Origin of the sequence: Pantoea sp. PNA 14-12, assembly GCF_004364735.1 — a bacterium.
Classification (GTDB): Bacteria; Pseudomonadota; Gammaproteobacteria; order Enterobacterales; family Enterobacteriaceae; genus Pantoea; species Pantoea stewartii.
The window spans coordinates 1,541,115-1,559,843 of sequence record NZ_SOAJ01000001.1; the positions used below are offsets into that span (position 1 = coordinate 1,541,115).

Annotated in this window: 19 protein-coding genes and 2 pseudogenes; 9 read left to right on the forward strand and 12 right to left on the reverse strand. The window is 51.3% G+C overall.

Features of this window, described 5'->3' with window-relative positions:
• Positions 1-14 precede the first annotated feature (14 nt).
• A complete protein-coding gene (znuA, locus tag C7434_RS07295; protein ID WP_039343147.1) occupies positions 15-962 on the reverse strand; it encodes a zinc ABC transporter substrate-binding protein ZnuA in 948 nt (315 codons plus the stop codon).
• Positions 963-1,039: 77 nt separating this feature from the next.
• Here znuA and znuC point away from each other — a divergent pair, with 77 nt between their 5' ends.
• The gene (gene znuC / locus C7434_RS07300) at positions 1,040-1,795 is read left to right on the forward strand and encodes a zinc ABC transporter ATP-binding protein ZnuC (RefSeq protein ID WP_033741975.1); all 756 of its coding nucleotides are present in this window, start codon (positions 1,040-1,042) and stop codon (positions 1,793-1,795) included.
• Entirely contained in the window at positions 1,792-2,577 is a 786-nt protein-coding gene (gene znuB / locus C7434_RS07305) for a zinc ABC transporter permease subunit ZnuB (RefSeq protein ID WP_033741977.1), read from the forward strand. Before znuC ends, znuB begins: the two co-directional genes overlap by 4 nt.
• On the opposite strand, the gene ruvB is transcribed toward znuB, so the two are convergent.
• The 6 genes from ruvB to aspS form a co-directional block, all read right to left on the reverse strand.
• A complete protein-coding gene (ruvB, locus tag C7434_RS07310; protein WP_006120271.1) occupies positions 2,578-3,582 on the reverse strand; it encodes a Holliday junction branch migration DNA helicase RuvB in 1,005 nt (334 codons plus the stop codon).
• A gap of 8 nt (positions 3,583-3,590) precedes the next feature.
• The gene (gene ruvA / locus C7434_RS07315) at positions 3,591-4,205 is read right to left on the reverse strand and encodes a Holliday junction branch migration protein RuvA (RefSeq protein WP_006120270.1); all 615 of its coding nucleotides are present in this window, start codon (positions 4,203-4,205) and stop codon (positions 3,591-3,593) included.
• A 96-nt stretch (positions 4,206-4,301) separates the two neighbouring features.
• A complete protein-coding gene (ruvC, locus tag C7434_RS07320; RefSeq protein ID WP_033741979.1) occupies positions 4,302-4,829 on the reverse strand; it encodes a crossover junction endodeoxyribonuclease RuvC in 528 nt (175 codons plus the stop codon).
• 36 nt (positions 4,830-4,865) lie between these two features.
• The gene (locus tag C7434_RS07325; RefSeq protein WP_058701783.1) at positions 4,866-5,609 is read right to left on the reverse strand and encodes a YebC/PmpR family DNA-binding transcriptional regulator; all 744 of its coding nucleotides are present in this window, start codon (positions 5,607-5,609) and stop codon (positions 4,866-4,868) included.
• 268 nt (positions 5,610-5,877) lie between these two features.
• Positions 5,878-6,309: a dihydroneopterin triphosphate diphosphatase gene (nudB, locus tag C7434_RS07330; protein WP_006120266.1), complete on the reverse strand. Its 432-nt coding sequence runs from the start codon at positions 6,307-6,309 to the stop codon at positions 5,878-5,880.
• The gene (gene aspS, locus C7434_RS07335) at positions 6,309-8,090 is read right to left on the reverse strand and encodes an aspartate--tRNA ligase (RefSeq protein ID WP_033741983.1); all 1,782 of its coding nucleotides are present in this window, start codon (positions 8,088-8,090) and stop codon (positions 6,309-6,311) included. The genes nudB and aspS overlap by 1 nt, the downstream gene beginning before the upstream one ends.
• Positions 8,091-8,310: 220 nt before the next feature.
• Here aspS and C7434_RS07340 point away from each other — a divergent pair, with 220 nt between their 5' ends.
• The 4 genes from C7434_RS07340 (at position 8,311) to cmoB (ending at position 11,354) form a co-directional block, all read left to right on the forward strand.
• Positions 8,311-9,132: a DUF72 domain-containing protein gene (locus C7434_RS07340; RefSeq protein ID WP_006120264.1), complete on the forward strand. Its 822-nt coding sequence runs from the start codon at positions 8,311-8,313 to the stop codon at positions 9,130-9,132.
• 52 nt (positions 9,133-9,184) lie between these two features.
• Entirely contained in the window at positions 9,185-9,580 is a 396-nt protein-coding gene (locus C7434_RS07345; protein ID WP_058701780.1) for an MAPEG family protein, read from the forward strand.
• A gap of 80 nt (positions 9,581-9,660) precedes the next feature.
• Complete coding sequence (cmoA, locus tag C7434_RS07350) at positions 9,661-10,389, forward strand: carboxy-S-adenosyl-L-methionine synthase CmoA (protein ID WP_039343163.1); 729 nt, start codon at positions 9,661-9,663, stop codon at positions 10,387-10,389.
• Entirely contained in the window at positions 10,386-11,354 is a 969-nt protein-coding gene (cmoB, locus tag C7434_RS07355; RefSeq protein WP_006120261.1) for a tRNA 5-methoxyuridine(34)/uridine 5-oxyacetic acid(34) synthase CmoB, read from the forward strand. The genes cmoA and cmoB overlap by 4 nt, the downstream gene beginning before the upstream one ends.
• A gap of 3 nt (positions 11,355-11,357) precedes the next feature.
• Here cmoB and C7434_RS07360 read toward each other — a convergent pair whose 3' ends face one another.
• Complete coding sequence (locus C7434_RS07360; RefSeq protein ID WP_058701779.1) at positions 11,358-11,981, reverse strand: LysE family translocator; 624 nt, start codon at positions 11,979-11,981, stop codon at positions 11,358-11,360.
• Positions 11,982-12,127: 146 nt separating this feature from the next.
• Between C7434_RS07360 and C7434_RS07365 the strand changes: the two genes are divergently transcribed.
• Complete coding sequence (locus C7434_RS07365; RefSeq protein WP_033741989.1) at positions 12,128-13,225, forward strand: glycerol dehydrogenase; 1,098 nt, start codon at positions 12,128-12,130, stop codon at positions 13,223-13,225.
• A 3-nt stretch (positions 13,226-13,228) separates the two neighbouring features.
• Here the strand turns inward: C7434_RS07365 and C7434_RS07370 are convergent, their stop codons facing one another.
• On the reverse strand, positions 13,229-14,074 hold the full coding sequence (locus C7434_RS07370) for a hypothetical protein (protein ID WP_058701778.1): 846 nt from the start codon (positions 14,072-14,074) through the stop codon (positions 13,229-13,231).
• Between the two features lie 349 nt (positions 14,075-14,423).
• On the opposite strand from C7434_RS07370, the pseudogene C7434_RS07375 reads away from it, so the two are divergent.
• A pseudogene (locus C7434_RS07375) lies at positions 14,424-15,530 on the forward strand (site-specific integrase).
• A gap of 146 nt (positions 15,531-15,676) precedes the next feature.
• Here the strand turns inward: C7434_RS07375 and C7434_RS07380 are convergent.
• Both C7434_RS07380 and C7434_RS07385 read right to left on the reverse strand, forming a co-directional pair.
• Positions 15,677-16,666, reverse strand: a complete 990-nt coding sequence (locus C7434_RS07380; RefSeq protein ID WP_133745268.1) for a hypothetical protein — start codon at positions 16,664-16,666, stop codon at positions 15,677-15,679.
• 131 nt (positions 16,667-16,797) lie between these two features.
• A pseudogene (locus C7434_RS07385) lies at positions 16,798-17,109 on the reverse strand (DUF4113 domain-containing protein); the annotation flags it as partial.
• Between the two features lie 111 nt (positions 17,110-17,220).
• On the opposite strand from C7434_RS07385, the gene C7434_RS07390 reads away from it, so the two are divergent.
• The gene (locus tag C7434_RS07390; RefSeq protein ID WP_133745269.1) at positions 17,221-18,210 is read left to right on the forward strand and encodes a P63C domain-containing protein; all 990 of its coding nucleotides are present in this window, start codon (positions 17,221-17,223) and stop codon (positions 18,208-18,210) included.
• Positions 18,211-18,400: 190 nt separating this feature from the next.
• Here C7434_RS07390 and C7434_RS07395 read toward each other — a convergent pair whose 3' ends face one another.
• On the reverse strand, positions 18,401-18,721 hold the full coding sequence (locus tag C7434_RS07395; protein WP_133745270.1) for a hypothetical protein: 321 nt from the start codon (positions 18,719-18,721) through the stop codon (positions 18,401-18,403).
• Positions 18,722-18,729: the final 8 nt, after the last annotated feature.

Genomic DNA, 18,729 nt, shown 5'->3' on the forward strand with positions numbered 1-18,729 from the left:
GTTAAACTATTCCTCTATGCTCCTTTCAGGCAGGTCTCATACTGGCTCGACAGCTGTGAGAGGAATTTCACATAGCTGTCTTTTCCTAAGCTGATGTCTGTGCCCAGTGGATCGAGCGTGCCTTTACGCACCTGCGTTCCACGGGCAACAGCATCGATGACCGCCGGCCTGAATTGTGGCTCAGCAAAGACGCAAACGGCCTTTTTCTCAACCAACTGTGTTCGAATTTGATGTAAGCGCTGTGCACCCGGTTGAATTTCTGGGTTAACGGTAAAATGCCCGGTGGGCGAGAGACCGTAGTGTTTTTCAAAGTACGTGTAAGCGTCGTGAAAAACGAAATACCCTTTATCTTTAACGGGGGCAAGCTGTGAGATAATGCGCTTATCTGTGTCCGCTAATTCTGCCTCAAAATGCTGCAGGTTGGCGTCAAGTTTGGCTTTATCCTGCGGCATAAGTTCCAATAATTTTTCATGGATTGCAACCGCGGTTTTTTGCGCGATTTCAGGTGACATCCACAAGTGCATATTAAACTCACCGTGATGGTGATGATGCTCTGCATCGTGATCGTGCTCTGCTGCCTCATGGTCATCGTGATCATCGTCTTCACCGCCCCGCAGCAACATCGTTTTTACGCCGGGAATTTGTACTATCTCAAGATTCTTTTTTTCTGGCAGGGCGGCGGCTGATTTGGTCATAAACGCTTCCATTTCTGGTCCCACCCAGACCACTAAGTCCGCGTTTTGTAAGCGTTTTACATCAGACGGACGCAGGGCATAATCATGTTCGGATGCGCCATCAGGTAGCAAGACCTCCACCGGTGTTACCCCGTCCGCAATCGCAGAGGCAATGAAGCCAACAGGCTTAATGGAGGCCACCACATTGGCATGAGCGGGCAAAGCAACGGCGGTAGCAAAAGCAAGCGCAGCCAGGGTAAAACCCACCCCTTTTTTATTATGTAACATAATGCGTCATTCCTTCGTCATCAACAGATTGGATGTGATATTATAACATTCGAAATTCTGCGCAACCTGTAAATCTTATGCCATCACTTGTCACACTTGAAAATGTCTCCATCCAGTTTGCTCAACGCACCGTCCTGTCTGGCGTGAGCCTGGCGCTTCATCCTGGTAAAATTTTGACGCTGCTGGGTCCCAATGGCGCGGGTAAATCGACGCTGGTGCGCGTGGTACTCGGCCTGCTCGCGCCCTCATCCGGTCAGGTGCATCGCAGTGCGAACCTGCGTATTGGTTATGTGCCCCAGAAACTGCACATCGATCCGACGTTACCGGTCACCGTCGAGCGTTTTATGCGTTTGTCACGTGGTGCACGTCATCAGGACATTCTGCCTGCGCTCAAACGCGTTCAGGCCGGTCACCTGCTGACCTCTCCCCTGCAGAAACTGTCCGGCGGCGAAATGCAGCGCGTCCTGCTTGCGCGTGCGCTGCTTAATCAGCCACAGTTGCTGGTGCTGGATGAGCCGACACAGGGCGTGGACGTCAATGGTCAGGTCGCGCTCTATGATTTGATTAACCAGCTTCGTCATGAGCTGAACTGTGCGGTATTGATGGTCTCTCATGATTTGCATCTGGTCATGGCCAAGACAGACGAAGTACTGTGCCTCAATCATCATATCTGCTGTTCCGGCACGCCCGAGGCTGTCTCCCAGCATCCGGAATTTATTGCCATGTTTGGGCCACGCGGCGCGCAGGAACTGGCTATCTATCGTCATCACCATAATCATCGTCACGACTTAAAGGGACGTATCGTACTTCGCAAGGGACCGGGTCCACTATGATTGAATTATTGCTACCGGGCTGGCTGGGCGGCGTCATGCTGGCGCTGGCTGCCGGTCCTCTGGGTTCGTTTGTCGTCTGGCGCAAGATGTCTTACTTTGGCGACACGCTGGCGCATGCCTCACTGCTGGGCGTTGCGTTTGGTTTAATGCTGGATGTAAATCCTTATTATGCCGTGATTCTGGTCACGGTTTGTCTGGCGCTGGGGCTGGTCTGGCTGGAACGCCGACCGCATCTGGCCATTGATACCTTGCTGGGCATTATGGCGCACAGTGCGCTGTCACTGGGACTGGTGGTCGTCAGCCTGATGTCGAATGTGCGGGTCGATTTGATGGCCTACCTGTTCGGCGATTTGCTGGCGGTCACCCCTGCCGATCTCGGGGCAATGGCTGCGGGCGTAGGTTGTGTTTTAGCGGTCATGGCCTGGCAGTGGCGCGCGTTGCTGTCGATGACCATCAGCCCCGAACTGGCGCAGGTCGATGGGGTGAATATTCAACGCACCCGGTTAATCCTGATGCTGGTGACCGCGCTGACTATTGGCGTGGCGATGAAATTTGTCGGGGCGCTGATCATCACCTCGCTGCTGATTATCCCGGCTGCGACGGCGCGACGCTTTGCACGTTCACCGGAAATGATGGCCGCAATTGCGGTGCTGATCGGGGTAATGGCAGTGACCGGCGGGTTAACCTTCTCGGCGTTTTATGACACGCCTGCGGGGCCGTCTGTGGTGCTGTGCGCAGCCATACTGTTTATCGTCAGTATGGTGCGCAAACCGGCGCTGTGATTACGCCTCTTTGGTGATACCGAAATGACGGTAAGCATGCTGCGTGGCCATCCGGCCGCGCGGTGTGCGTTGAATAAAGCCCTGCTGAATCAGGAAGGGCTCGATGACATCTTCAATCGTTTCCCGCTCTTCACCAATCGCCGCCGCAAGGTTATCCAGACCCACCGGCCCGCCGGTGAATTTATCAATAATCGCCAGCAGCAGTTTACGATCCATATAGTCGAAACCTTCGCTGTCAACGTTAAGCATGTCCAGCGCGGTCACTGAGACTTCGCCGCTTAAGTTACCGTTTGCCCGCACTTCTGCAAAATCACGCACCCGGCGTAACAGTCGGTTAGCAATACGCGGCGTGCCGCGAGAGCGACGGGCGATTTCAAGGGCTCCCTCCTCGCTCAGCGCCAGGCCCAGACAGGCGGCACTGCGCCCGACGATATGCTGCAAATCTTTCACCTGATAGAATTCCAGCCGCTGCACGATACCAAAACGATCGCGCAGGGGCGACGTCAGTGAGCCCGCGCGCGTAGTGGCACCAATCAGCGTAAACGGCGGCAGATCAAGCTTAATCGAGCGCGCTGCCGGACCCTCGCCAATCATGATATCCAGCTGATAGTCTTCCATCGCCGGATACAGCACTTCTTCAACGACCGGTGACAGGCGGTGAATCTCATCAATAAACAGCACATCATGCGGCTCAAGGTTGGTCAGCATCGCCGCCAAATCGCCCGCTTTCTCCAGCACCGGACCGGAGGTGGTGCGCAGATTGACGCCCATCTCATTAGCCACAATGTTCGCCAGGGTGGTTTTTCCCAGCCCGGGTGGGCCAAAAATCAGCAAATGGTCCAGCGCATCGCCACGCAGTTGGGCCGCTTTGATAAAAATTTCCATTTGCTCCCGCACCTGCGGCTGGCCGACATACTCGGTCAGCATCTTAGGCCGGATGGCGCGGTCGAGGCTCTCTTCTTCGCTAACGCTGGCGGCGGAGATCAGGCGATCGGCTTCAATCATGAATTACCTCAAATAGCGGCGCGGAGCGCTTCGCGAATTAATGTTTCACAATCCGCGTCAGGGCGACCCACTTTGCTGATCATGCGGCTCGCTTCCTGCGGTTTATAACCCAGGGACACCAGCGCTGCAACCGCTTCCGCTTCGGCGTCGTTGGTTTCGGGTTCCGGGCCCGGCGTGGTCAGCGTAAAGGCCGAGTCACCGCCAAACAGATCGCCATGCATCCCTTTAAAGCGATCCTTCATCTCGACAACCAGACGCTCGGCGGTTTTCTTGCCCACACCCGGCAGTTTGACCAGCGCGGCAATCTCTTCTTTTTCCACCGCCGTGACAAACTGCTGAGCGGACATGCCCGACAGAATAGCGAGCGCCAGTTTCGGCCCAACGCCGTTGACTTTTATCAGTTCGCGAAACAGGGCACGTTCCTGTTTGCTGTTAAAGCCGAACAGCAGTTGCGCGTCTTCACGAACCACAAATTGCGTAAAGATTATCGCTTCGTGATTAAGCTCAGGCAGTTCATAAAAACAGGTCATTGGCATATGGACTTCATAACCAACGCCATGCGCCTCCAGCAGGACCAGCGGTGGCTGCTTTTCCAGAATGGTTCCCCGTAAACGACCTATCACCTGATGCCTTCCTTATTCAACGTATGTGGCGGAATTTATACCATAAAAAAGGCTGGATGAATATCCAGCCTGACGGGCATACTGCGAGGATTACCGTTAGCGCTGCCGCAGCCGGCCGCGGGTCAGCACCAGCGTGTTCTCACTCATGCGCGCGGCATTCTGTGCAACATGGCAGTGCGTAATCGCGATAGCCAGCGCATCGGCGGCATCAGCCTGCGGACTGGCTGCAAGCTTCAGTAAAGATTTGACCATATGCTGAACCTGACTTTTTTCTGCCCCGCCGGTTCCGACAACCGTCTGCTTCACCTGACGTGCGGCATATTCGAACACCGGCAGGTCATGGTTTACCGCCGCGACGATGGCGGCACCGCGCGCCTGGCCAAGCTTCAGCGCCGAGTCGGCGTTCTTCGCCATAAACACCTGCTCAATGGCGAAAAAATCAGGCGAAAACTGCGTGATAATTTCGCAAACGCCAGCATAGATCAGCTTCAGGCGCGCCGGCAATTCTGTCGTATTGGTGCGGATACAGCCGCTGCCCAGATAGGTGAGCTGGCGGCCGGTCTGACGAATCACCCCGTAACCGGTGACGCGTGAACCGGGGTCAATCCCCAGGATAATAGACATGACGCGTCTCCAGCCAGCGATGAAAGCGGTACAGCATTACAGCGTTTCCGCCACCTCATCGGAGATCTCACCGTTGTGATAAACCTCCTGCACGTCGTCGCAGTCTTCCAGCATATCGATCAGACGCAGCAGTTTCGGTGCGGTTTCCGCATCCATTTCCGCTTTGGTTGACGGAATCATCGCAACTTCCGCCGTATCCGCTTTCAGACCGGCGGCTTCCAGCGCATCGCGCACGGAGCCCATCTCTTCCCAGGCGGTGAAGACATCGATAGCGCCATCATCATACGCCACCACGTCCTCTGCACCGGCTTCCAGCGCGGCTTCCATCACCGCATCTTCATCCTGACCTGGCGCGTAAGAAATCACGCCTTTTTTGCTGAACAGGTAAGAAACGGAGCCATCGGTTCCCAGGTTGCCGCCGGTTTTGGTGAACGCATGACGCACTTCACCCACCGTACGGTTTCGGTTATCACTCAGACACTCGATCATGATGGCCGATCCCCCCGGACCGTAACCTTCATAGATGATGGTTTCCATGTTGGAATCATCTTCGCCGCCCACGCCGCGTGCAATCGCACGGTTCATGGTATCGCGTGTCATGTTATTAGACAGCGCTTTGTCCATGGCAGCACGTAAACGTGGGTTAGAACCGGGATCGCCCCCACCCAGTTTCGCGGCGGTCACCAGCTCGCGAATGATTTTGGTAAAGATTTTACCGCGCTTGGCATCCTGAGCAGCCTTGCGGTGCTTGGTATTCGCCCATTTACTATGTCCAGCCATCTTGCATATTCTCCGATCTTAACAATCGCACGGGCTATCTGACTTACGATCCGCCTCCCGACAGTGCCTGCCATCCTCACGTCGTTATAAACGTTCCGGTTGCACTGCACTGACGGTCGCGGCTTCGCGATACCGATGATGCCCGACTCTTCAATTTTAATGGCGCCGGTTTATCACCGGCACCCGGTTTAGGGAACGAAGGATGAGCTTCGTCGAATTCGTGAAATTTAACGTTACTGCCGTCTGAAAAACGCGTTACGGCAGGCATTCAGATAAATTCCTCAATCGCCTGGCGGTTACTCCAGGACTTGGTCAGGGCAGCAGCAGCGGCGGGCTCAAGCCAGCGCGCGGCAAGATGCTCGGTGAGCAGCAGGTCGCGCTCTGCGGGTAACGCCAGCCTGAACCAGTGTTCCCGGTTATGCGTGATGCCCGGTGCGTAACGGTGGCGATAGTGCGGGAAAATTTCAAACTCGATCTGTTTGTGACAGTCTTCCAGCACTAGCTTTTCGTCCGCAATGTTGATGGACAGCTCCTCTGACACCTCACGCTCGGCCGCCTGGCGCGGGGTTTCCCCGACTTCCAGGCTGCCTGTGACCGACTGCCAGAAGCTGGCATCATCACGTCGCTGCAGCATTAACACCCGGCCAGTATCTTGCGCAAAAATCACCACCAGCACCGATACCGGATGTTTATTGCCCATTACTTGTTCTCTGACTTTTCTTTCTTCGGCGCCACCAGAATGCCCAGATCCAGCAACGCGGCAGGATTGGCTTCGCTCGGTGCTTCGGTCATCATGCACGCGGCGGCGGTGGTTTTCGGGAATGCGATAACATCGCGAATGTTATCGGTGCCGGTCAGCAGCATCGTCAGACGATCCAGACCAAATGCCAGGCCCGCGTGCGGTGGTGTACCGTATTTCAGCGCGTCAAGCAGGAAGCCAAACTTCAGGCGCTGCTCCTCTTCGGTGATCCCGAGGATACTGAACACCGTCTGCTGCATTTTGCTGTTGTGAATACGCACGGAACCGCCGCCCACTTCGTAGCCGTTAATCACCATGTCGTAGGCATTTGCCACCGCCTGAACCGGATCGCTGGCCAGCGCCTCTGCGGTCATGTCTTTCGGTGAGGTGAACGGATGGTGCATCGCAGCCAGACCGCCCTCTTCATCTTCCTCAAACATCGGGAAGTCGATTACCCACAGCGGTGCCCAGGCGTTTTCGTCGGTGATCCGCAAATCGCGGCCGACTTTCAGGCGCAGCGCACCCAGCGCATCCGCCACGACTTTCGCGCGATCGGCACCGAAGAAGATCAGGTCGCCATCCTGTGCGCCCGTGCGGTTCAGTATCGCTTCCACGATGTCGGCACTGAGGAACTTGGCCACCGGACTCTGCACGCCCTCGAAGCCGTTGGCACGTTCGTTAATCTTCATCCACGCCAGCCCTTTGGCCCCGTAGATTTCAACAAACTTGCCGTATTCGTCGATTTGCTTACGCGTCAGCGCCGCACCGCCGGGCACGCGCAGCGCAGCTACGCGGCCTTTCGGGTCATTAGCGGGACCCGCGAAGACCTGGAATTCGACGCTTTTCAGCAGATCGCCTACGTCCACCAGCTCCATCGGGTTGCGCAGGTCAGGCTTGTCCGAACCAAAGCGATGCATGGCTTCGGCAAAGGTCATCTGTGGAAACGCCCCCAGATCCACCCCTTTGATGTCCATCCACAGCTCACGAATCAGACGCTCCATCTTCTCACGCACCTGTTCGGCGGTCATGAAGGAGGTTTCAACGTCGATCTGGGTAAACTCTGGCTGACGATCAGCACGCAGGTCTTCATCACGGAAGCACTTAACGATCTGATAATAGCGGTCGAAGCCGGACATCATCAGCAGCTGCTTGAACAACTGCGGTGACTGCGGCAGCGCATAGAACTTCCCTTTGTGCACACGGCTGGGCACCAGATAGTCGCGCGCGCCTTCTGGCGTTGCTTTAGTCAGCATCGGCGTTTCAATATCCAGAAAGCCTTCGTTATCCATAAAGCGACGCACAAAGCTGGTGATTTTCGCACGGGTTTTCAAACGCTGCGCCATCTCCGGACGACGCAGGTCCAGATAGCGATACGTCAGACGCGCTTCTTCGCTGTTGGTCTGGTTAGAATCCAGCGGCAGAGGGTCAGCACGGTTGATGATGGTCAGCGCGTGGGCGAACACTTCCACGTCGCCGGTCGCCATGTCGCTGTTTCGGTTCTTTTCGTCACGGGCACGGACGGTACCGGTGATCTGGATACAGAATTCGTTACGCAGTTCAGATGCCAGCTGGAACGCTTCTTGATGATCGGCATCGAAAAACACCTGGGCGATGCCTTCACGGTCGCGCATATCGATAAAGATGAGGCTTCCCAGATCGCGACGGCGATTGACCCAGCCGCAAAGCGTAACTTGCTGACCCACATGAGACAGATTGAGCTGTCCACAATACTCTGTACGCATAACACTATCCTTTTAACTTCGCCGCTGCAGCAGACAGCACCAGGCCGCGTAACCTTATCAGGTGCTGTCGCAAAAAAGGCCGCTATTATAATGGAAAAAGGCTGACAGGATAAGTGGAGCCACGCTAAAGCACGGCATTTCCTGTTCCCTTTTCACCGGGTTGCGTCAATATACTGCCTTACAGGATAATTACCATCACACTCAACGACAGGAGTCAGGCGTGACACTTCGTATCGGTTTGCCGCAATGGCACCACGCACACTGGAAACGCTGGGGAATTGAAACCCTGGCGGACTACGCGCGTTATTTCCAGACCGTTGAGGGCAATACCACGCTGTATGCACTGCCGGATCCCGAAACCGTGTTGCGCTGGCGGGATATGACGCACGATCAGTTTCGCTTCTGTTTTAAATTCCCCAGCACAATCAGCCATCAGGCAGCACTGCAAAACACCGATGACTTACTGACCGACTTTTTTCGCCTGATGCATCCGCTTGCCGATCGCATCGGTCAGTACTGGCTCCAGTTGCCTGCCAGCTTTTCTCCCGCCCAACTCAGCGATCTGTGGCGTTTTCTGGATAGTCTGCCTGCCTCTTTTTCCTATGGCGTGGAAGTGCGGCATGCCGCTTTTTTCGCGAAAGGTGAGGCTGAGCGCGCGCTGAATCGTGGCCTGCTCCAGCGCGGCGTCAATCGTGTGGTGCTGGACAGCCGTCCGGTTCACGCCTCAACGTCACAAAGCGCGGCGGCGCTGCACGCCCGCCAGCAAAAGCCGCGCGTCCCGCCGCATGCGCTGTTAACAGGACCGCGCCCGATGATCCGCTTTGTCGGCAGCGATAGTCTTGAAGAAAGCCTGCCGCTGTTTCGCATCTGGCTGACGAAACTGGCTGAATGGCATACGCAAAGTGAACCGCTGGTCTTCATTCACACGCCCGACATGGGCCAGGTCTTTCCGCTGGTGCAGGCCTTGTGGCCTGAACTGCAAAAAATTGATGCCAGCATCGGTCCCGGGCCGGACTGGCCGCAACAGGATTCGCTATTCTGATAGCGACCGGCAGCATCACACCTCTGGCAAAAGTAAAAATAAGGAATCAATAATGATAAGCGCGTTATATGTGGTGATCGGGGCCTTACTGATCATGAAATTTACCCTGAATGTTGTGCGCTTACGGCGACAGCATCATGTGGCTTATGGCGATGGCGGTCATCACGATTTACACATGGCCATCCGGATTCACGGCAATGCCATTGAAACGATCCCGCTGGGGTTATTATTGCTGATTGTGCTGGAGATGAACGGCGCGAATATCTGGATGGTGCACCTGACCGGCATCCTGTTTTTCATTGGCCGGGTGTTGCATGCACAGGGCCTGCGCAGCGATGTCATGAGCAAACGCAAATATGGCATGATGCTGACGTTATTCTCGCTGTCCGGTATGGTAATTTTTAACCTGATTTACCTGCCCTGGCCACTCTTGCTCAGCTTGCGTTAATGTTAACGGCGTAAAGGGTGCAGGCCGCGGCAGTTTCTGCCAGAATAGCGCACTTTCCGCCGTCTCTTCGGATTTTCGTTATGTCTGATCGCGATCAACTCTTTTCTGCGCCCATTGAAAAACTGGGCGACTGGACGTTTGACGAGCGCGTGGCTGAAGTGTTTCCCGACATGATTCAGCGCTCAGTGCCGGGCTATTCCAACATCATTTCGATGATTGGCATGCTGGCAGAACGTTTCGTCCAGCCCAACAGCCAGGTATTTGACCTGGGCTGTTCACTAGGCGCTGCCACGCTCTCGGTGCGCCGCAATATTCACGTGCCCGGCTGTCAGATTATTGCTGTGGATAATTCGCCGGCCATGGTGGAGCGCTGCCGCCGTCATATCGATGCGTTTCGGGCGGCTACGCCGGTTACGGTCGTCGAAGCGGATATCTGCGATATCGCCATTGAGAACGCGTCACTGGTGGTGCTCAATTTCACCCTGCAGTTTCTTGAACCGCCAGCCCGCCTGACGTTGCTGACCAAAATCTGGCAGGGGCTGAATCCCGGCGGCGCGTTGGTGCTCTCTGAGAAGTTCAGCTTTGAAGATCGTGACGTCGGTGAACTGTTGTTCAACATGCATCATGACTTTAAGCGCGCCAACGGCTACAGCGAACTGGAAATCAGCCAGAAACGCAGCATGCTGGAAAATGTGATGCTCACCGATAGCGTAGAAACGCACAAGGCGCGCCTGAAACAGGCCGGTTTTTCTCATGCTGAGCTGTGGTTTCAGTGTTTTAATTTTGGTTCGTTGGTGGCATTAAAATGATCGACTTTGGCCGTTTTTATCAGCAAATCGCCGTGGGTCCCCTGGCAAAATGGCTGGAGGTGCTGCCTGCGCAAATCAGCGAGTGGCAGCGTGAAAATCTGCACGGGCACTTCCGTGACTGGTACAAGTCGCTGGAATATTTACCCCAGCTGGAACCTCAGCGGCTGGACCTGCTGCACAGCGTCAGCGCCGATCGGGACGATATCAGCGATCGGCACCGTCAGGGCATTGAGAAACTGCTGCGTAATCTGATGCCCTGGCGCAAAGGCCCCTATTCGCTTTACGGCACCGAAATTAATACGGAATGGCGCTCAGACTGGAAATGGGATCGCGTGCTGCCACACATCTCCTCGTTAGCCGGACGCACTGTACTGGATGTGGGCTGTGGCAGTGGCTACCATATGTGGCGCATGATCGGGGCAGGCGCGCACCTTGTGGTCGGTATCGATCCCATGCAGCTGTTTCTGTGCCAGTTCGAAGCCGTCCGCAAGCTGTTAAATGACGACCGCCGCGCCCACCTGCTGCCGCTCGGCATCGAACAGCTGCCGGTGCTTCAGGCGTTCGATACCGTGTTTTCCATGGGCGTGCTTTATCACCGCCGTTCGCCGCTGGATCATCTGATGCAGCTGAAAAATCAGTTAGTGAGCGGCGGCGAACTGGTCCTGGAAACGCTGGTGATTGAAGGCGATGTGAATCAGGTGCTGGTGCCGGGCGAACGCTATGCTCAGATGCGCAACGTCTACTTTATCCCCTCCGCCGAGGCGCTGAAAAGCTGGCTGGAGAAATGCGGCTTTGTCGATGTGCGCATTGTGGACTTTGCCGTTACGACCACAGATGAACAGCGCCGGACCGACTGGATGACCAGCGAATCGCTGGCGGAATTCCTTGATCCTGCGGACAGCAGCAAAACCGTTGAAGGTTATCCCGCACCGCTGCGTGCGGTGCTGGTCGCCACAAAGCCGTAATGCTCAGCGGCGAGACAGCGCCAGTTTCGCCGCGAAGCCAATAAAGACGCAGCCCGTCAAACGATCCATGATTATTAACACGCGTGGCTTCCTGAGCTGTGCCGCAAAATAGTGACTGCTGCCAATCAGCACGCTGCTCCAGATCAATCCAGTCACCATATGTGTCAGGGCCATCAGGGTGCACCAGACCGGGACCGAACCGCCCTGAGGGATAAACTGCGGTAAAAATGTTACGTAGAAAACGCCCACTTTAGGATTCAACAGATTCCCCAGTAACCCACGCAGAAAGCAGGCCAGATGCGTTTGCTGCGACGGCGTTTCGGCGGGCAGCGCTGCATTCTGGCGACGCGGATGCCACAGTAACCTGACGCCCAGCCAGAGCAGATAGGCTGCGCCAGCCCACTTCAGCAGGTTATACGCCGTTTCCGATGCCAGCAGCAGCGCCCCCAGCCCCAGCCCGACCGCAATGCCCCACGACAGACAGCCCGTCGCCACGCCCAGCGCGGTCGCACTGGCTCGTCGCCAGCCCTGTGCCGCCGCCGATCGCAAAATTAATGCCGTATCGAACCCCGGCGTCAGGGTCAAAATGATGATCGCAAACAGAAAAGCGAGGAATGAAGTCGTCACAGGCGTACTCCTGATTAGAAGTGCTTAACAATAACAAGCGTTTTTCACGCTGTACAGACAGCCTGGCGCGATTAACTGCTACGCTTTTTAGTGGCGTTATTAGCGGGCCGGTAACGGTCTCAATTGAAAAACCAGGAGCTACGATCATGAGTAAATTTATTTTCTCTTCGCCTCGCAAATATGTACAGGGTGCGGGCGTGCTCGATGAACTGGGAGAGTATGTCACGGAATTGGGCAATCACGCTTTCGTGGTGGCTGACGATGTCGTCTGGGGGCTGATTGGTGAGCGGGCGCAGTCTACGCTGGAAAAAGCAGGCATTACCCTCAGCCGTCAGCAGTTCAATGGCGAAGCCTCCAGTAATGAAATTACCCGGTTAAGTCAGCATGCGCAGCAGCAGGGCTGTAACGTGGTGATTGGTTTGGGTGGCGGCAAAACGCTGGATACGGTAAAAGCCGTGGCCGATGAACTCAAACAGCCGGTAGTGATTGTGCCCACCATTGCCTCAACCGATGCGCCCTGTAGCGCGCTGTCTGTTATCTATTCCGACAGTGGCGTTTTTGAAAGCTACCGTTTCTACAGTAAAAATCCCGATCTGGTGTTAATTGATACCGCCGTGTGCGCCGCCGCGCCCGCCCGCCTGTTCGCGTCCGGCATCGCCGATGGTCTGGCGACCTGGGTGGAAGCCCAGGCGGTGGCCCGTAGCCATGCGAAATCGATGGTCAATGGCGATCCGACTATTGCCGGTCTTGCCATTGCCCGGGCCTGTGAAGAGACGCTGCTGACGTGGGGCTACAGTGCCTATATCGCCGTCTCGGAAAAACGCGTCACGCCAGCGGTAGAAGCGGTAGTGGAAGCCAATACATTGCTGTCCGGTTTAGGCTTTGAAAACGCCGGTCTGGCAGGTGCGCACGCGATTCATAACGGATTCACCGCGATTGACGGCGATATCCACCATCTTACTCACGGTGAAAAAGTGGCCTACGGTACGTTAACTCAGATGGTGCTTGAGCAGCGTCCCGATGAAGAAATTGCCCGCTACATCCGCTTCTACCGTTCGATCAATATGCCGACCACGTTAAAAGAGATGCATCTGGACGGGGTGAGCTGGGAAGATCTGGTAAAAATCGGCGCGCTGGCGAACAGCGAGGGCGATACGCTGAAAAACCTCAATCCTAACCTGGCACCGGAACAAATCGCCCATGCGCTGCTGGGCCTGGATGCGTTCAGTAAAACGGTAAAATAGGGGCTATTCTGTCGCCTCAGTGGGTTTGTCCCAGTACTGATACTTATAAACCGCACTGAGGTGACGCTGCACCGTGCCTTTCTCAAAAACTTCGGTTTCATTCAGGTAACTCAGGGTGCAGTTGCCCTTGTCATCCCAGAACTGGCATTCATCCACGGTGCGCAGAGTGCTGACGTCGGTTGATGCCGTGCCGTTCAGGCGCAGCTCCCGCCCTTTATCGTCATAGGTATAGGTGTCTTTTCGCCGGGCAGAGGTGGTGCGGGTGACGAGGCCCTGCGGACTCCACGCGTAACGGTATTCCCCGTTGCTGACGGGATCGGTTCCGCGTGCAATGCTTTTCAGCAAACGATAGTGTTTATCGTAGCGGTACGTGGTGTCCGTGAATCCCGATTTGCCCATGCTGATGAATTTGTCTGAGGCGCTGATAATATTGCCGTTTTTTCCCTTGTGCCAGTTGATGGTGCCTTGTCGGTTATCCACCACCACTTCCTTTCCCTGTTTCAGTACTTTTACCAGATACGCATATTCGGCCACCCAACCTTCCTGCACACGCACCAGATGTTGTTCCATGCTCAGAATGACGTTACGCTCATTTTTGTCATAACTGATATCCGCCACCAGCAGGTCGCCACAGGGATCAAACTGCCCCAGCACCCGCTTTTGCGAATTGACGTCTTTGCCAAACTCCCCTGCGACAACCTGACGTACCGCCCCTTTCGCACTGCCGCCCAGCAGAATCCAGTTATTACTGTCAGAGACCGCTTTACTGTTTGATTTGCACGCGGCAAAGGTTAAGGGCGCATGGCATCCCATCACGGTGAGAACAGCGGAAAGCAGAATGCATCGCATGGCAGGGCCTCTGACATCAATGTCGATTAGGGTTAAGCTGATGACCCGCAAACGGGGGAACAGAACAGGGAAAGCAAAGCCGCGTTGACGGCAAACGGCGACACAGAATGCACACAATGCGTTGTTTCATCATCCACTATAGCGGAATACCGGACAAAAAATACCCCAGCAAATGTGCTGTGGAGCAAAAATTTAAAAAATAAATAAATCAAATAATATCAAATTGTTATATCGAAATAGTGCATTTAAAATTGCAAATTACTGTACATTAATACAGTATTATTTTCTATTTATTATCACCGAGGTCCCCTTCCAGCACCCCATGGGGACTTAACTTTAAGGGTATACCATGGCCTTCTATTCGATTGAGAAGCGTAAAACATCAACTGGTGAAATACGCTATCGCTGTTCTGTCGGTGTTAAAAAAGGTGGTAAATATTTTTACCGTGAAAGTAACACTTTTCCGAAGTTGGCCTTAGCAAAATCATGGGGACTATAACGAGTTGCTGACTTAGAAGCTAACGGATTGCCAGCTAAAATGAAGCCTTCTTCTATGACGTTTGGTGAGCTTATGGACCTCTACATGAGCCACCCACACATTAAGTATGGCAAAACTAAAGATGAAACGCTGCGTTTAATCAGACGTTGCGAGATAGCCACCATTCCCATTTCCTTGTTAACTCAGAAAACTTACATTGAACATGCGCAGTTTCGTGCATCGCAAGGGGCTGGGCCAGCGACAATCCGTAACGATATCGTATTCATTGGTTCTGTACTTCATGTAGCTAAACCAATGTTCGATGTAGATGTCAACTTGGATGATTTTGGTTATGCAAAATACCAGTTAAACAAAATACGTTTGATTGGATCATCTCAGAAAAGAAGCCGGCGCCCCTCGAACGATGAAACCGATAAGCTAATTGAGGCTCTTAAAAAGAGAGAGGACTCTTCATACAAAAAAAAACCCTTCTCTGGCCTTTTTTTGTTTTCAATTCTCACATGTATGCGTATAGGTGAAGTTACTAGAATCAGATGGGAAGACATTGATGATAAGCAGAAGGCTGTATTAGTTCGTGACAGAAAAGATCCTCGTAAGAAAGATGGTAACCACATGAAAGTAGCGCTCTTAGGTGATGCATGGAAATTTGTTCAGAATCAACTCAGAATTGATGCAAGAATTTTTCCTTTTAACGCAAAACATATATCAAACACTTTTGCTCAAGAACGGGACAAGTTAGGTATCGAGGATTTGAGATATCACGACATGCGCAGAGAAGGAGCAAGCCGTTTATTTGAGGCTGGTTTTACTATTGAAGAAGTTGCGCAGGTAACTGGCCACAGGTCGCTTTCTACTCTCTGGCAGGTTTACACAGAACTTTTTCCTCGGTCTTTGCATGACAGATTCGAATACCTCAAAAAAATAAATAATTATAAATTAAGTACTAGCTTAAAGTAATAAAATGAGATGAACGAGGACTTACTTTTTCTCTAAAATATTCCCTAAGGTTTAAAACCCCGCGATAATCCACTATCTTACTAACACAGAACTAACCTTTTACAGTCAAACTAACAAAAATTAAAAGCAAGTCGCATTTTAGATTTTCATTTTTGCTTTAGCTTCATCAATTCAGATAAAATGTTCGTTAACTTAGAATCAGATTCATTTTTAATTTTATCTTTCTCTAAAGATACAGTTGTTTGCCCCTTCTCCAACACAAAGTTTCTTTCTGTTTGCATTAGATTCAATGATAATTCTTTTATCATATCTTCATTTTTATATTCTAATGCATACTTCAAAGCCATTGTTTTCATCTCAATATTTGTGATTTCATTTTGAAAGTATTTTATTTCTTCAAACCCGTTTTTATATAGCCTTAGAAAAAAATATGCGAACAACTCAACAATCAGAACAAATGAAAATTTAGGCAAAAGATGTATTATAAAACTCACCCCTTTAAAACCATCGTATTGAGAATCATAAAGAAACACTGCAAGAACAACTATCCCAGAGATAGCAATAGTAGAGCCAATACCTAGATTAGCGCCGCCACGCCTGTTCAATCTTTCAATTTCATTTTCCAATCTGAATATCATTTCTGATTGAGCTTTAGAAATCTCGGTGTTTTTCTTGTATTTTTCAATATCCTGTTTAAGACTATCTTCGGCAAGTCGAATAGTATTACCAACTATTCTCTTCTTAGCCTTCTCAATAAAGTCCGCCCTTTCCTCATCAGTCAGGTTTAATTTTTTTTCCGATGAATCATTATTTTCAAGCCTCTTGATTCTTGCCTCTAACAATTCAATCTTTGCTTTATTTACGAAATCCCTATATTCATTAAAGGCGTTGACATCTTTCTTAAGTTTTTTTCCGCCAACATCTTTATTAAGATATCTGATTATGAAATATAAAAAGGTGGACACTGATATAAACGTGAGGGAAATAGTAAAAATTATATCTGCATTAGTCTTAACGAACTCATTAGCTTCTTTCTTTGTCAAAACAACAAAAATAACACTAAAAAAACCAATGACAAGCGCCAGAGCATCAAAACTTAATATTTTACTTAAAACCTTAACGACAAAATTAAACATTTTTACATTTTTCTTTGATGGTTTTTTAAAGAAAATAGATGATATTGATACAATTTGCAATTAATATTTTAACTCACTTTTGAGGTCATTTTTTCCCCATCAAGTTTGCTTCCAAAAGTAAAGTGATCAGGTCACTTTACTTTTGGAAGATCCGCGTATTTTGTTGTGTATGCCGGCGAAAGCATCTCGCGCTTCATCGCCCATGATTTCTCAATCCCCTGACCTGCAAAAAACAAACTGTTTTTACCACTCTGAGTTAGGCCATCAACAACACGCATTAGCGTTTCACTGTTTGGCTGTGGTCGGTACTCATCAAAAATGTTTAGTTGCGCCACACCCTGGCTGTAAAAATCCCCAAGCATTACACCTGCTTTCATATAGTGATGACCATACGGCCACATCCCCTCAAGCGCATCCATAGCCACCTGTATGATGTCGCGAGTAGTTAGATAAGCAGCAACACATACCTCATATAGCAAGCAAAATTTATTTTTCTGCTTGCCATAACAGGCATGCATGTTTATATTTTATTCAACTTATCGTGGAGATTGGCTATGTCAGAAGAAAAGAAGAAATCTGCAGGCGGTAAAGCAAGAGCTAAGAATCTAACTCCAGAAAGAAGATCTGAAATAGCCAGAATGGGAGCAATTGCAAAGTCTCTTCCGAAAGTAACTCACAAAGGAATCCTCAAAATTGCTGAAGTTGAGATTCCTTGTTTCGTGCTTGATGATGGTAGAAGAGTAATAACAGGAAGAGGACTTACGGCTGCAATTGGTATGAAAGGACGTGGCCAAGGGGTTGCGAGGATCACTGGTCATAGAATGCTTACTTATAATGAAAACAGTGACTTAGCCATGGCCATTGAAAACCCCATTAAGTTCATTGGGGGCTCCCCAAAAGTGGGGGTGCCAAGTGATGGTTTCGAAGCAACTGTACTTCAAGAGTTGTGTGAAGCAATTCTTGTGGCTAACGATAACAAAATACTTACTACGCCTCAGGAAGAGCGTTACCTTGCCTTTGCAAATATGTTAATCAGGGCATTTGCCAGAGTTGGTATAGTTGCTCTTGTAGATGAGGTTACTGGTTATCAAGAAATCCGCCCACGTGACGCGCTACAGGCTTATTTAGACAAAATAATCAGTAAAGAACTTGCTGCATGGGCAAAAAAATTTCCTGATGAATTTTACGAAAATATTTATAAACTTCGCGGATGGCCATGGGCTGGTATGAGTAAAAACCGGTTTAGCGTGGTTGCTCATTACACCAGAGACTTGGTTTATGAGCGACTAGGGGATGGAATCCTTGATGAGCTTGAAAAAAAATCGCCCAAAAACGATTCAGGTGCCAGGAAGAATAAACTACACCAATGGCTCACTAATGACGTAGGCAATCCAATGTTATCTCAGCACTTACATTCTATAGTCATGATTCAGCGCCTGGCCATAGCAAATGGTTACGGCTGGAATAAATTTGTAAAAATGGTCGATCAAGTTATGCCCAAAAAAGGAGGGACATTCGAACTTGAGCTTACAGACCCTACATAACAAAATGATCCACCCGGCTAATGTGCCGGGTTTTGTCATTTTCTGAACATCTGCGATTAAGAAATTAGTTAAGCATTTGGTCGGAAAGAGTAATTTCTTACGGACTTACAAACTCGAAATTATTGCGATGTGGATCCTATGCTCTCCTTGATTTTAGAAATGACCGTATCCGCTAAAGCCGGGTTAGCCTTCACTTCTGAAAATATGTCAGAGAGCATTTGCAGGATTTTTGTTTCCTCAGTGGGTGCGTTGTCGACTGGCGCTGGTGGGGTGTAGGTTTCACCCATTTGCCGTTAGACCATTCCCCCGTTTCTTTGTTAACAGTAGCGTTCTGATACTGAGCCTTATAAAAACCATCGCCAACGAGATCAGCAGTCCAGTTATCTGGATGTCCCCCGTCAACATAGTCAAAAAGATAGAAGCCCTGCGCATCAAGTTCATTCAGCTTCGGTGCAATTACGCTAATTGTGTGGGGCTGATCTTGCATGTTCATTTCATTGTTGCTAACCATTACTAATC